Raw genomic sequence first — 15,251 nt, forward strand, 5'->3', positions numbered from 1 at the left:
TGTTCGATCGGGGCGGTGTTGCTAGTGAGCAAGCCAGATTGGTTTTAGGATTCTCCGCCGTCGTGGACGAGGCAGCGAATCCAGGCTGAATCGACCGGGGTTAGCTCGGCCTTGTCGACACGTCCACTGACCCGAATTCTATCTGCAACAAAGCGTTAGAATGCAAAGCAGTTGTTTCGAATAAGGAATCGATAGTGCAATTGACTCCCGTGCCGCGGCGTTCTTCGGTAGATGAAGTGGTCGAGCGGATCCGACATGAAATCGAGTCGAAAGGACTCAGCGCCGGCGATCGTCTGCCCGGTGAGATGGAGCTGATTAAGCAGTTGGAGGTCAGCCGGCCGGTGTTGCGCGAAGCGTTGGCGCGATTGCGTGGTCTGGGGCTGGTCGAGATCCAACGCGGCAACGGCACCTTCGTCGCCGAGACCGATTCGTTGACCAGTTGTGTACGGATGTTGAGGTCGGCCGTTACGATCTCGCCCCGCGAACTGCTCTCTTACACCGAACTCCGGACCGCCATCGAAATCCAAGCTGTGCGGCAGGTCGCGCAGCGTGGGACCGCGGCCGATGTGGCGGAACTGCGGGCGATCCTCGAGCGGTTGGTCAGTATCGATCAGCCCTACGAAAAGTCGCTCGAACTCGACTTCCGCTTCCACCGTCGCATCCTCCAAGCGGCCGACAATCTGTTGATGCAGAACATCATGGAAGTGATCTATGAGTTTGTGTTGACGCAGATGGCGCAAACGACGCCCTCCCCTGCCGACAATGAATTGGGGCACAAGTTGCACATCGCGATCGTCGATGCGATCGAAAATCGCGATCCCCAAGCGGCTGAACTTGCGATGCGACAACATATGGAAGTTGTCCTTCAACGTTTGACAGCGATGGTCGACGCAATCGAGACAGAACCAAAAGAGGATTGATCGCTTTGGGCGATAGGCTCCGGAGAGCAAATGCTACGGAGCACTCTCGCCTCTCGGATTCTTCCACTGCGGTGCGTCCTTTAAGACAGATGAAGAGGCTGAGGCATGATTCCTGGGAAAGAGTCGTTTTGCAGCATTCGTTCCCAGCGAACGATGTTCACATCGCTGAACACTCTGCTGATCGTCGTGGTGTCGCTGATCTCCGCCGCGTCGCATCTGCAGGCTGTCGATTTTGAGAACCAGATTCTTCCGGTTCTTCAAGAACACTGCATCGATTGCCACGGTCCCGATGCTGCCGAATCGGATCTCCGGCTCGATAGTTTGCTGACTGCATTGCGAGGTGGTGATTCGGGGGAAGCCGCGATCGTGCCGGGAGACAGCAAACGCAGCGATCTGATCCACCGTCTGACCAGCGACGACGCGGCCCACCAAATGCCTCCCGACGGCGACCGCTTGCCGCCTGCACAAGTTGAGCTGTTCAAGGCATGGATCGATGATGCCGAGTTATGGCAATCGGCGCAGGCGGAACTGGCCAAGCAGACGATCGATCACTGGTCGTTTCAGCCGTTGCAACGGCCAAGGGTTCCCAACGGCTCCGATTCGCAAGCTCATGCGGTCGATGCCTTTCTCGATGCAAAGCTCTCGGCGGCGGGGCTGTCGCAGTCTCCCACCGCGCCCCGTCGACGACTGGTTCGCCGCGCTTATCAAGTGCTGCACGGGCTGCCTCCAACGCCACAGCAGGTCGACGCGTTTGTCGGCGATACTCGCGACAACGCCTGGGAATTGCTGGTGGACGATCTACTGGCCAGTCCGCGATATGGTGAGGCGATGGCGACGCAGTGGCTGGATCTGGTCCGGTTTGGCGAGACGCATGGCTTTGAAACCAACCGCGAACGCCCGAACGCTTGGTATTACCGCGACTGGGTGATCGACGCGTTTAATGCCGACCAGCCCTACGACGATTTCGTTCGTCAGCAGATCGCGGGCGACGCCCTTGGCGCCGATGTGGCGACGGGGTTTCTGGTCGGCGGTCCATACGATCTGGTCAAAGGAGCCGACCCGTTGTTGCGATTGACGCAGCGGCAGGACGAATTGGCCGACATCGTCAACACGACGGGAACCGCTTTCCTCGGTCTGTCGCTAGGTTGTGCGCGATGCCACAACCACAAGTTCGATCCGGTTTCTCAGACCGATTATTACGCGATGCAGGCGGTCTTTTCGGGAGTCAACCACGCCGAACGGGCATTGCCTTTACGTGACGACGCGCGGAAGCAACTGGAAGAAATCGATCGCCAGATCGCCGACGCTCGCCAGCATTTGTCACCCTTCGTCGCCAAGGATGTATCGCGGCCAGCGGTCGACGCCAAAGGGAACGTGGAGAATTTGGAGCCGATCGACGCGCGGTTCGTTCGCTTTACGATTTTGGCAACGAACCAGTCGCAGCCTTGTATCGATGAGTTGGAAATCTTTAGCGGCGATCAAAACGTAGCCCTTGCCAGCGGCGGCGCGATCGCGACGTCCAATGGTGACTTTGTCCATCCGCTTCATAAGTTGGAACACATCAACGACGGACGGTTTGGCAACGCCCGCAGCTGGATCGCCGCCAAAGCGGCCGGCGGTTGGGTTCAGATCGAACTTCCCAAAACCCACGCAATCGACCGGATCCAATGGGCTCGCGATTCGGACGGAAGGTATCGCGACCGCTTGGCGACCGAATATCGAATCGAGATCTCGATCGATGGCGATGCCTGGACGGAAGTTGCCAACGGAGCGGATCGGTTGCCGCATGGCGATTCCAGCGCGACGCCGTACCGCTACGACTTCGCCCACGCAACCGAGGCCGAAGCCGAGATGGGCCGCCAGCAATTACAGCGGTTGGAAGAACTCAATTCGCTGCGTGAATCGCTCTTAAAGACGCCGACCGTTTACGCCGGAACGTTCAGCCAGCCCGCACCGACACACCGGCTCAACCGCGGCGAAATCGGATCGCCTCGCGAACAGGTCGCTCCCGCAGCGATCCGCTCGCTGACCGATTTATCGCTCGCCAGCGACACGCCCGAACAACAGCGACGTGTGGCGATCGCAAACTGGATCGCATCGGCCGACAATCCGTTGACCGCCCGCGTCTTTGTGAATCGGATTTGGCAGTTCCACTTCGGCACCGGGATCGTCGACACGCCCAGCGACTTCGGCGGCAACGGCACTCCGCCAACCCATCCCGAACTGCTCGATTGGCTCGCCGCCGAATTGATCGACAGCGGGTGGTCGACCAAACACATCCACCGCCTGATCCTGACCTCCAAGGCTTGGCAACAGGATAGCCTTCCTCGCGACCAAGGCCTGGCGATCGATGCGAGCAGCCGATTGCTGTGGCGATTCCCGCCGCGACGCCTGTCGGCCGAAGCGATCCGCGACAGCATCCTGTCGGTCACCGGCAAGTTGGATCTGAAGCAAGGTGGCCCCGGATTTAGCGCGTTCGAAATCGAACCCGAAAACGTGCGACACTACTTCCCCAAAAAGGACTTTGGTCCAGCCGATTGGCGGCGGATGGTTTATATGACGCGCGTTCGTCAGGAACGCGATGCCGTCTTTGGCGTCTTCGATTGCCCCGACTTCAATCAAGTCGTGCCACAACGCAATCGATCGACGACACCGCTGCAGGCTCTGAATCTTTTGAACAGCCGGTTCGTTTTGCAGCAGGCCGACTTCCTGGTCCAGCGACTCGAGAGCGAGGCGAGCGATCCGGCGGCGAAAGTCGCCCTGGGCTATCAGCTCTGTTTCTCGCGGCTCCCCGATGCGGAAGAGTCGGCTGCGGCGCTCGCCTTTATCGAACAAAGCGACTGGCAACAGTTTGCTCGAGCGATCTTGAACGCCAACGAATTTGTCTTCGTCCCTTAAGCCTCAACGGATCGAACGCGCTCACCCTTCGCGTCCGTCGCTTCGGCGGCGGTCAACGCCTCCACGCATCAAAGCTTCCCCTGAGATTGATTTGTCATGCAAACTTCATCACGTCGACAGTTGTTGTTGAATGCCGCCGGAGGGCTCGGCGGGATCGCTGTGGCCAGCATGTTGCATCAGCAGGGTTTGCTTGCTGCGAACAATGCACCACTGCGACCGCAGATCGATCCATCGCAACCGTTTGCCAGTCGCGACAGTCACTTTGCACCGCGAGCGAAAAACGTCTTGATGATCTTCTGCAGCGGCGCGTGCAGCCAGATCGATACGTTCGACTACAAGCCGGAACTGATCAAACGGCATGGCCAACCGTTGCCGGGAGCTGAGAATCTGCTGACCTTTCAAGGCGCCCAGGGCAACCTCACCAAGAGCCCTTGGAAGTTCCGGCCGCGAGGCGAATCGGGCAAGATGGTCTCGGATCTGGTTCCGATGTTGGGAGAGCTTGCCGATGAGATGTGCTTCTTCCATTCGCTGACCGGAAAGACGAACACGCACGGTCCGGGCGAAAACTTCATGTCGACAGGCTTTACGCTCGACGGTTTCCCCAGCATGGGAGCGTGGCTGACGTGGGCGTTGGGAACCGAAAACACCGACCTGCCCGCCTACGTTGCGATTCCCGATCCGCGTGGCACGCCGCAGTCTAGCGTCAACAATTGGGGTCCCGGTTTCCTGCCCGCTGCGTTTCAAGGGACCGACTTCAACGCGGCCAAACCGCTGCGGAATCTACAGCGTCCGGCGGGGATCGATGCGGAGACCGATCGGCGGACGCGGGCGTTTCTGCAGTCGATGAATCGTCGCCACTTGGAAGACTATCCCGGCGATTCGGAACTGGCTGCGCGGATCGCCAGCTATGAACTGGCGGCGCGGATGCAGTTGAGCGTGCCCGAGGTGAGCGATCTGTCGACCGAATCGGCGGCGACGCTGAAAATGTACGGCGCCGACGATACACAGAATTCGTTGAAGGCGGCCTATGCTCGCAACTGCATCTTGGCGCGACGATTGGTCGAACAGGGCGTGCGGTTTGTGCAGGTCTTCAACGGGGCATATCAAACCGGCGGCGAAGGTGTCAGCAACTGGGACGGGCACAAGGCGTTGGAACAACAGTACAGCAAACATGGTCCGGTGTTGGATAAGCCGACTGCGGCGCTGGTCCGCGATATGAAACAACGAGGTCTGTTGAAGGATACGCTGATCGTGTGGTGTACCGAATTCGGTCGGATGCCGACGTTTCAAGCCGGTGCCAGCGGCCGCGATCACAATCCCGATGGCTTCACCGCGTGGATGGCCGGTACGGGCGTGAAGGCGCCGTACACTTACGGGGCGACCGATGAGTTTGGGCACAAGGCAGTCGAAAAAGTTGCCACCGTCTACGACTTTCACGCCACGATCCTGCATATACTAGGGCTCGATCACGAGCGGCTGACCTTCTACCACAATGGAATCGAACGCCGTTTGACCGATGTTCACGGACACGTCATCAAGGAAGTGCTCTCCTGAGCCAGCTCGATCGCCGCGTCTGTATTCCCTTCCAAACGCGGTGTTCGAACTGAGATGACCAAAACGAAAACCCTCTCGCTGTTGCTGATCGCCAGCCTCATCATCACCTGTTCCCCACGTCCGGCCAACGCGGCTGATCGACGTACCGAAAACGTGGTCCTGATTTCGATCGATGGGCTGCGTTGGCAGGATCTCTTTTCCGGAGCCGACGCGCGATTGATGAACCGCGACGATGGCGGCGTCCGCGAACTCGATCCGCTTCGCCAGCGGTTTGACGCCAGTACGCCCGAAGCGCGTCGCGCCCGCTTGATGCCCTTTTTCTGGAGCGTGATCGCCAAACAGGGACAGGTCTACGGCGACGTCAACGCGGGAAGCGTCGTCCGCGTCACCAACGGTCGCTACTTTTCATATCCCGGATACAGCGAACTGTTGTGTGGTTTTGGCGACGAGACGATCGATTCGAATGCCAAGCGGCCGAACAAAAACGTCAGCGTTCTCGAGTGGCTCAACGGCAAGCCCGCGTATCACGATCGCATCGCCGCGTTTGGTTCTTGGGATGTGTTTCCCTTCATCTTGAACCAGCAGCGCAGCGGGATCTATGTCAATGCCGGCTGGCAGGACTTGGATGTCTTTGGCAACGAAAGGGAACTGGCTCAGTGGAACCTGTTGTCGAACAGTCTGCCTCGCTATTGGAGCGCCGTGCGATACGATGCCTTCACCGCGCGGGGCGCGTTGGAATACTTGAAAGTCAAACAGCCGCGAGTGCTTTATGTCGCCTTGGGCGAAACCGACGACTGGGCTCACGATGGTCGGTACGATCAATATCTCGACGCCGCCTTGCGATCGGATCGGGCGATCGAACAACTGTGGAACACGTGCCAGAAGATCGACCAATACCGCGACAAGACGACCTTCATCATCACCACCGATCATGGCCGCGGCGACGATCGCGTCGGTTGGAAGAGCCACGGGGCGTCGATCCCCGGATCGGAATTCATCTGGATCGCCGTGTTGGGCCCCGATACGCCGCCGTTGTCGAAACCATCGACCGCGGAGTTGACGCAGGCGCAAGTTGCGGCGACCGTTGCCGCGGCATTGGGCGAAGATTTTACCACCAGCGACAATCGAATCGCCAAACCATTGGCCGAGGCGTTCGACGTCTCTCAGTAGCCGAGAAACATGCTTCGCGACGGTGCGAGCCCAAATCAGCCGCCACGCGTTAGCGTACGGTTCCCTTGGACAACCGGACGCTAACGCATGGCGGCTGATACCTCAAATTAAAACGCCGGTTCGCCGTGCGCGTCGGTGACGAAATTTCTAACGCCGCCGCTGAATTGGGTTACGATGGGAGGGGGGAACATCGTGTTGGTAAAGGGGACGATTGATGCGCAGCCGAAAACGGTTTATGTCGCTCGTCGCAGGGGGCACCCTCGCGTTGGCGGTGCCGTTGTGCGGAGCGATGCTTGCGCAGCGTATGTTTCCCGAGTCGCGGTTCCAACATCTGCCGCTCCATTCGCTGTTGGAAGCGACGGGCGGTTTGATCGCGATCGCGATCGCCAGCATCTTGATCGTCGAACGGGCGCGACGCGAGAACAACCGGCACTACCCGGTGATGGCTGCCGCTCTGATTTCGATGGGCGTGTTGGATCTGTTCCAAGCTGGCGTCGCAGTCGGCGATAACTTTATCTGGCTGCACAGCGTAGGGACGTGTCTGGGCGGTGTCGTCTTCGCCTTGGTTTGGTACCGCACCTGGTTGCAGAAGCACGGTGCGCGGTGGATGCCCAGTATCGCACTGGCCGCCAGCGTGAGCCTGGGGACACTGAGCTGTCTGTTCGCGTCGTCGTTGCCGACAATGATCTGGGCCGATCAGTTTACGTTGGCGCCACGATTGCTGAACGGGATCGGCGGGCTGGGCTTTCTGGTCGCCTGCGGCTTCTTTGTCCGCCGCTTTTATCTGGCCGCGCGCTACGAAGATTGGCTGTTCCTCTCCTGCACGCTGATGCTTGGAACCGCGGCGATCTTATTCGGACTCTCGACGCTTTGGGATGCCACGTGGTGGTGGTGGCATCTGCTGCGGATCTTTGCGTATGCCGCCGCCCTGGCCTACGCGATGCAGGTCTTTTTTCGGACCGAAACCGAATTGATCCAGTTGAACCGTCAGTTAGTTGTTTCGAATAAGACGCTCGATGAAAGCGTTCGATCGACGACAGCCGATCTACATGTGGCGCATCGCGAGTTGGCCAAGCACCAGCATCTGTTGAGCACGTTGGTCGAAAACATCCCCGATCCCGTCTTCTTCAAGGATCTCGAGGGTCGCTTTTTTCGAGCCAACCAGGCGATGGCTTCCAGTTGCGGATTGGCGAGTCCCGAAGCGATGTTGGGCAAGACCGATGCCGATATCTGGACAACGGAATTCGCACAGCAGACCGATGTCGACGAACAAGCGATCATCCGCAGCGGCAAGCCGTTGATCAACAAAGAGGAGTTGTTGGTCCGCCCCGATGGCCGACAGCGATGGGTGCTGGTGACCAAGATGCCGCTGAAGGATGAGGCGGGCAACGTGGTCGGAACCTGTGGGATCGCACGCGACATCACCGAACGCAAGCACCAGGAGGAACGCATCTCGCGGATCAATCATCAGCTGGAACACCTCAACGAAGAACTGCTGACTAGCGAGAAACGCTATCGCGGGCTGGTCGATCATTCTCCCGAAGCGATCTTGATGCTCGATCTCGATTCGCAATTGTTCGTCGATGGCAACGACAGCGCGCTGAAGATCTTTGGGATCACGCGAGAGCAATTGCTGCGATCTCGGCCCAACGATCTCAGCCCGCCCCTGCAACCCGATGGGAAAACGTCGGACGAGAAAGCACACGAATACATCCGCCAAGCTTATGCAGAGGGAGTTGCCGTCTTCGATTGGGTTCACCAACGCATCGACGGCGGGCTGGTCGAATGCGAGGTCCGGCTGGTCAGCCATCCCGACCGCAACCGGCGAATGATCCGAGCTAGCGTGATCGACAACTCGTGGCGGAAATCGTTGGAACGCGAACTCCGCAGCGCTCGCGATCAAGCGGAGCGATCGAGTCGCGCGAAAAGCGAATTCCTGGCCAACATGAGTCACGAGATTCGCACGCCGCTGAACGCCGTGATCGGATTGACCGAAGCGGTCTTGCGGACCAATCTGTCCGAATCGCAGCGCGATCATTTGAGCACGGTCGTCGATTCCGCTGAATCGCTGCTGTCGGTGATCAACGATATCCTGGACTTCTCCAAGATCGAAGCTGGCCATTTGCAGATGGAGCACGCCGATTTTAATCTTCGCGATCTGTTGGACGATACGCTCAAATCGCTCGCGCTTCGCGCCGAGCACCGTGGCAACGTGATGTTGTGTGATTGCGATGCCGACGTCCCTGCGACGCTTGTCGGCGATCCGTTGCGGTTGCGGCAAGTGATGACGAACCTATTGAACAACGCGATCAAGTTTACCGAGCGGGGCGAGATCCTTGTGCGCGTTGGCGTGGCCAAAGGGATCGGTGACGATCGCGTGCGGCTGCATGTCGTCGTCAAAGACAGCGGAATCGGGATCCAGCCCGACCAGATGGATCGACTGTTCGAAGCCTTTGAACAAGCCGATTCGTCGACGACGCGGCAATACGGCGGCACCGGTTTAGGGCTCAGCATCTGTGCCCAGTTGGTCAAATTGATGCAGGGAAAGATCTGGGCGGAAAGCGATTCGCAGCACGGCAGCGAGTTCCATTTTGAAGCCGAGTTTGGTGTCGCCAGCGGCGAGCCGCAAGTGCTTCCCGACGGCGACCTGTTGGTTGGCGTTGGCGTTTTGGTTGTCGAGCCCAATCCAACCAATCGGGCGATCTTGGAACAGATGCTGGTTGCCAAACAGATGTCGCCGATCGCTGTCGCAGCGATTCCTGAGGCGTTGGAAGTGATCGACCGCAGCGCCGCGACGCCTCATCCGATTCGGGTCGCGTTGTTGGACGACCATGTCGGCGATCCGCAGTCGTTGCTGCAAGTCGCCGGCGATGGAAAGACTCGGTTGCCGATTCGAGTTGTTGTGATGGGCGTCGTCGAAGGGCAACGAGATGCCACCGCGGGAGCTGCGGCGTGGCTGACTAAGCCGGTCAAGCAATCGGAGCTGTTTCAAGTGCTGTGCAAAGTACTGCAAAGCGACCGCCCGAGAGTAACGGCGGTTCCCGTCGCCGCCACGCCAGAGATCGTGCTGCCGCCGCTGGATATCCTGCTGGTCGAGGACAGCGTGGTGAACCGAACCGTTGCGATCGCGATCTTAAAAGGGCATCGGGTCGAGATCGCGGAAAATGGCCGGCAGGCCTTGGAGCAACTGGAACGGCGAGCGTTTGATGTCGTCTTAATGGATGTGCAGATGCCCGAGATGGATGGCTACGAAGCGACCGCCGCGATCCGCCGCCGCGAACAGGGAACCGATCGGCATCAATACATCATCGCCATGACGGCGCATGCGATCCAAGGGGATCGCGAGCTGTGTCTGGCGGCGGGAATGGACGACTACGTCTCCAAACCGGTCCGCCGCGAAACCTTGATTGCCGCGATTGCCAAAGCGAATCCTTGATCCTGCTTTACCTTTTGCCAGCCGTCGTACAAAATGGCGGCTTAACGGAATCAAGGATCACGCGTCGATCGCGTTGTTCAACACAGCGGAGCGACAGTGAACAAGCCCGGGCAACGGCGACAAGCCGCTATCTCTTTCATCCTGATCACCCTGTTCATCGATATCTTGGGGATCGGGATCATCATTCCCGTGCTGCCCGAATTGGTGAAGAGCTTCGTCGAGGGGAGCACCGCCAACGCTAGCTGGTATGTCGGCGTGATCGGTTCGGTCTACGCGTTGATGCAGTTCATCTTCGCCCCAATCGTCGGAGCACTGTCGGATCGCTTCGGTCGCCGACCGGTGATCCTTTGTTCGCTGTTTGGCCTCGGCGTCGACTTCATCGTCCAGGGCTTGGCGACCAATATCGGTTGGTTGTTTGCCGGGCGGATCTTTGCCGGCGTGATGGGAGCCAGCATCTCGACCGCCAACGCTTATATCGCCGATGTTTCGACAGCCGATACGCGGGCGCGTAACTTCGGCTTGGTCGGAGTCGCTTTTGGAATGGGCTTTATCATCGGACCAGCGCTTGGCGGATTGCTGGGTGCTTTCGATCTGCGGTTGCCATTTTTTGTTGCCGCAGGGCTGGCGCTGGTGAACTGGTTGTACGGCTACTTCATTTTGCCCGAATCGCTGCCGCCAGAGCGTCGCAGCAGTTTCACACTCGCCAAAGCCAATCCGCTTGGATCGCTGCAACGCCTGCGTCAGTATCCGATCGTCGCGGGGTTAGCTGTCGCGATCGTCTGCACCTCGCTGGCCCAACGCGGCTTGGAAAACGTCTGGGTTCTGTACACCGGATATCGATTCGATTGGAATCAACAGACCAATGGACTCGCCTTGGGGCTGGTCGGATTGATGGCGATGTTGGTGCAGGGAGGACTGGTGCGGCCGACGATCAAGCGGTTTGGTGAACGCCGCACCGTTCTGATCGGCGTGACGATCTCCTTCATCGCATTTCTCGGATACGGATCGGCGACGCAGGGCTGGATGATTCCCTGCATCATCATCTTCGGCGGCTTTGGAGGAGTCAGCGGGCCGGCGATGCAGAGTCTTGTCGCCGGGGCGATCGATCCGTCGGAGCAAGGGAAGGTGCAGGGAGCGCTGACGTCGTTGATCAGTCTGACCAACGTGATCGCACCGACGTTTTTCACCGCCGGATTGTTCAGCTACTTCATCTCCGACGACGCCCCGATCCACTTGCCGGGGATTCCCTTCTACGTCGGTGCGGCGCTGATTTTTACAGCGCTGTTGATCATCCGCCGCGTCTTTCGACGGATTCCAGAGACCGAACAAGTCGAAGCGGGCAGCTTGGCGACTTGATCTTCGCGGTTTCAGTCGTTTCTCGTCGGGCAATTTCTGCCCGACGCGATTACATCGATACGAACAACATCCGCAACTGGTGCAGCGTCTGCGTTAAGTTGTCGTGTTCCTGACCGGTCAGGTTCCGCTTGGTCTTTTCTTGCAACATCGCCAGCGTGTCGATGTAGTGCTTGGCGATCGCTTTATTCGGTTCGCTTTCACCCGTCATCGGGTTGGGAACCTTGCCCAGCGAGATCAAGGCTTGAGAGCCGAGCATCGCCACCAGCATCTCAAACGATGCGGGAGGTGGTTCGATATCGCCAGCGGGCTGCGAGTCGTCTGCCGCTTGAGACTCTTCAGTCGCAGCAGGCGTTGCGTCGTCCGGAGCGCTCTCGGCAGCTGCTTGCTTCTCCGCCAGAGCTTCCTTTTCCTTTTGAACCTGCGTTTTCCAATCGTCGTCGATGATCAGCTTGGGTTCTTTTTCTTCGTTTTCTTCGCTCATGATTTTTGCAAAGTTGTAAGGGATAAAAAACTAGCTGGAGGCCGAATCGGGAGCCGGTTGTGAAGCGGCCCGATCGTGTTCGGTCTTGTTGATTCGGCGTTGGATCGCGGCTTCGATGAAGCCCGAGAACAACGGATGCGCCGACAGCGGCTTGCTCTTGAATTCCGGATGGAACTGAACCGCGACGAACCAAGGATGCTCGGCGATCTCGATGATCTCGACCAGTTCGTGGTCGGGGCTCGTCCCGGCGATCCGCATCCCGTTGGCTTCGAATTGGCTGCGATAGCTGTTGTTGAACTCGTACCGGTGGCGGTGGCGTTCGACTACTTCGTCGGTGCCGTAACACGCCGCCGATTTGCTGTGTCGGTCGAGCTTCGCTTGCTGAGCTCCCAATCGCATCGTGCCGCCCATCTGCGTGATGTTGCGTTGTTCGTCCAACAAGCAGATCACTGGGTTTTGCGTATCGCGGTCGAACTCCGTCGAATGGGCGTCGGTCAATCCGATCACGTTGCGACCAAATTCGATCGCGGCACATTGCATGCCCAGACAGATTCCGAAAAACGGAATGTTCCGCTCGCGAGCGAACTGAATCGCCTGCACTTTGCCTTCGATGCCTCGCTCGCCAAAACCGCCGGGGACCAAGATGCCGTGGTATCCCGACAGCATCCGTTCGACTCCTTCACGTTCGATATCGGCGCTTTGCACGCGGCCGATTCGCAGCTGAGCCTTGTTGGCGATTCCCGCGTGATCCAACGATTCGTAGATCGATTTGTAGGCGTCTTTGTGTTCGGCGTATTTGCCGACGACGGCGATGCTGATCTCGTGCTGCGGATTACGCATCGAGTGCAGCATCTCCGACCAGCCGGTGATGTCCAGCGATTTAGCGTTCAGCCCCAGTCGCTTGATGATCAAGCTGTCCAGTTTGTTCTCGACCAGACTCAGCGGGACCTCATAGATCGAGAAGTCCTTGTCCTTTTCTTCGATCACCGCTTCCAAGGGGACGTTACAGAACAGAGCGATCTTTTCGCGATCCTCGCGCGTCACGCTGTGTTCGGTGCGGCAGATCAGGATGTCCGGTTGGATACCGATCTCTCGCAATTGGCCAACGCTGTGCTGCGTCGGTTTTGTCTTCAGTTCGCCCGCGGCCTTCAGGTAGGGGATCAGCGTTAGGTGAATGTACAGGCAGTTTTCCTTGCCGACATCCAGCGAAAACTGGCGGATCGCTTCCAGGAAGGGCAAGCCTTCGATATCGCCAACCGTGCCACCGATCTCGGTGATCACGACGTCGACGTCGTCGTCGTCGCCCAGCTTTTGCACGACCGATTTGATCTCGTCGGTGATGTGCGGGATCACCTGGACCGTTTTGCCCAGGAATCGCCCCTGGCGTTCCTTTTCGATCACCGACAGATAGATCTGGCCGGTGGTGTAATTCGAATCGCGGGAAAGCGGGCCGTTGGTGAAGCGTTCGTAGTGCCCCAGATCCAGGTCGGTCTCGCTGCCGTCGTCCAGGACGTAGACCTCGCCGTGCTGGTAGGGGCTCATCGTCCCCGGATCGACGTTGATGTACGGGTCCAGCTTCTGCATGCGGACGCGCAGTCCACGTTGTTCCAACAGCATGCCAATCGATGCGCTGGTCAAGCCTTTGCCAAGGGAACTTACCACGCCGCCGGTTACGAAAATGTGCTTTGTCATGGGAAAATATCTTAGCCTGTTGCCCCCGGTCGCGTGAAGGGACCGAAGCCAAAGTCTTGAGTTTGGCGGGCGGCCCGGTTAAAGTCCCAGAAGCCCCGATGCGCGATCCGATGCCAGTGATGCATGCCTTGGGGGGCTGTGTTTGTTTTTAGTTCCTGTCGAACCCACGTCTTGAGAACCTTTCATGCGTTGTCTCGTTGTATCGGTCGTCCTGTTCATCAGTTGCCTAGGTGTTGGCGGCGACGCGACGGAGGGCAAGGCGCAAGCCGCAGAACCATCGCGGCCCAACATCGTCTACATTTTGGCCGACGATATGGGGATCGGAGACGTTCAGGCGTTTAACCCCGAAGGCAAGATCGCCACGCCGGCGATGAACAGGTTGGCTGCCGAGGGGATGCGTTTTAACGACGCTCATTCCGGTTCGGCCGTCTGTTCGCCGACGCGTTACGGAATTCTGACCGGCCGCTACAGTTGGCGGACGCGGTTGCAATCGGGAGTCACCTGGGGCTATTCGCTGCCGTTGATCGATTCGGGGCGGATGACTGTCGCGTCGATGCTGAAGTCGCAGGGCTACAACACCGCCTGCATCGGCAAGTGGCATCTCGGATTGGAGTGGGGGCTGAAAGATCCTTCGAAGAAGCCGAGCGATGATCCGAAGGAACCTTGGGACAACATCGACTTTGCCAAACCGATCACCTCCGGCCCGCTGCAGCTTGGGTTCGATACCTTCTTCGGCATCTCGGCTTCGCTGGACATGCATCCTTATGTCTACATCGAAGACGATCATTTGACCGACATCCCGACTAAAGAAGTGGCTGCGTCGGGGGGGAAGAAGTTTTGGCGCAAGGGGCCCGTCGGCGATGACTTCCAACACATCGGCGTCTTGGATCGCTTGACCGACCGAGCCGTCGACTACATTGAAACGCAATCCGCCGACAAACCGTTCTTCCTCTATTTCCCATTGCCAGCGCCTCACACGCCGATCGTTCCGACCGAAGCGTTTCAAAACAAAAGCGGTCTCAACGAGTGGGGCGATTTTGTCATGCAAGTCGATTCGGTTGTCGGTTCGGTAATGCAGGCGATCGAAAAACAGGGGCTCACCGACAACACGTTGATCATCGTCACCAGCGACAACGGCGCGACGCCGAAAGCTGATTTTGCGGAGCTGAAGGCCAAGGGGCACAATCCGAGTTCGGTCTACCGCGGCAACAAAGCCGACGCGTTTGAAGGCGGCCACCGCGTGGCGTTCATCGCTCGCTGGCCCGCCGTGATCGCCGCCGGAACCGCATCGGACGCAACGATTTGCCACACCGATCTGCTGGCGACCGCGGCGGAAGCGACCGGCGCGGAACTGCCCGCCGACGCGGCTGTCGATTCGGTCAGCATGCTGCCGTTGATGAAAGATGCCGACACGCCGACGGTTCGCGAAGCGACGGTTCACCACTCGGTCAACGGTTCGTTTGCGATCCGTAAGGGCTCGTGGAAGCTGATGTTCTGCCCCGGTTCGGGCGGATGGAGCACGCCGCGTCCGCCTGCGGCGAGAAATCAAAAGCTTCCGCCGCTGCAGTTGTTCGATCTGGCGACCGACATCGGTGAAACCAAAAACGTTGCCGACAGCCACCCCGAAGTCGTTCAAGAATTGAGCCAGTTGATGGCTCAATATATCGAGCGTGGCCGTAGCACGCCGGGTGCTGATCAAGAGAACGAAGTCGAAATCCGGTTGATGAAATAAACTACTCGGCTG

The 15,251-nt window shown here is 58.7% G+C and carries 9 protein-coding genes; 7 read left to right on the forward strand and 2 right to left on the reverse strand.

From position 1 onward, the window contains the following. Positions 1 to 194 precede the first annotated feature (194 nt). The 6 genes from CA51_RS04580 (at position 195) to CA51_RS04605 (ending at position 11,334) form a co-directional block, all read left to right on the forward strand. Positions 195 to 920, forward strand: coding sequence for a FadR/GntR family transcriptional regulator (locus tag CA51_RS04580; RefSeq protein WP_145118206.1), 726 nt, complete (start codon positions 195 to 197; stop codon positions 918 to 920). 105 nt (positions 921 to 1,025) lie between these two features. After that, positions 1,026 to 3,818, forward strand: a complete 2,793-nt coding sequence (locus CA51_RS04585; protein WP_231746004.1) for a DUF1553 domain-containing protein — start codon at positions 1,026 to 1,028, stop codon at positions 3,816 to 3,818. A gap of 168 nt (positions 3,819 to 3,986) precedes the next feature. Beyond that, a complete protein-coding gene (locus CA51_RS04590) occupies positions 3,987 to 5,372 on the forward strand; it encodes a DUF1501 domain-containing protein (protein ID WP_145124028.1) in 1,386 nt (461 codons plus the stop codon). A 54-nt stretch (positions 5,373 to 5,426) separates the two neighbouring features. Continuing rightward, a complete protein-coding gene (locus CA51_RS04595; protein ID WP_145118208.1) occupies positions 5,427 to 6,542 on the forward strand; it encodes an alkaline phosphatase family protein in 1,116 nt (371 codons plus the stop codon). 235 nt (positions 6,543 to 6,777) lie between these two features. Continuing rightward, positions 6,778 to 9,978 (forward strand): PAS domain S-box protein, encoded by a 3,201-nt coding sequence (locus CA51_RS04600; protein WP_231746006.1) that lies wholly within the window; start codon positions 6,778 to 6,780, stop codon positions 9,976 to 9,978. Between the two features lie 96 nt (positions 9,979 to 10,074). Continuing rightward, complete coding sequence (locus CA51_RS04605; protein ID WP_231746007.1) at positions 10,075 to 11,334, forward strand: TCR/Tet family MFS transporter; 1,260 nt, start codon at positions 10,075 to 10,077, stop codon at positions 11,332 to 11,334. Positions 11,335 to 11,383: 49 nt separating this feature from the next. Here CA51_RS04605 and CA51_RS04610 read toward each other — a convergent pair whose 3' ends face one another. Further along, positions 11,384 to 11,815, reverse strand: coding sequence for a DUF1844 domain-containing protein (locus CA51_RS04610; protein ID WP_145118212.1), 432 nt, complete (start codon positions 11,813 to 11,815; stop codon positions 11,384 to 11,386). A gap of 30 nt (positions 11,816 to 11,845) precedes the next feature. Beyond that, positions 11,846 to 13,507 carry a CTP synthase gene (locus tag CA51_RS04615; protein WP_145118214.1) on the reverse strand — a complete coding sequence of 554 codons (1,662 nt, stop codon included), beginning with the start codon at positions 13,505 to 13,507 and terminating at the stop codon, positions 11,846 to 11,848. Between the two features lie 184 nt (positions 13,508 to 13,691). Between CA51_RS04615 and CA51_RS04620 the strand changes: the two genes are divergently transcribed. After that, positions 13,692 to 15,239, forward strand: a complete 1,548-nt coding sequence (locus tag CA51_RS04620) for a sulfatase family protein (protein ID WP_145118216.1) — start codon at positions 13,692 to 13,694, stop codon at positions 15,237 to 15,239. Positions 15,240 to 15,251: the final 12 nt, after the last annotated feature.

The organism is Rosistilla oblonga, from assembly GCF_007751715.1.
Taxonomy (GTDB): Bacteria; Planctomycetota; Planctomycetia; order Pirellulales; family Pirellulaceae; genus Rosistilla; species Rosistilla oblonga.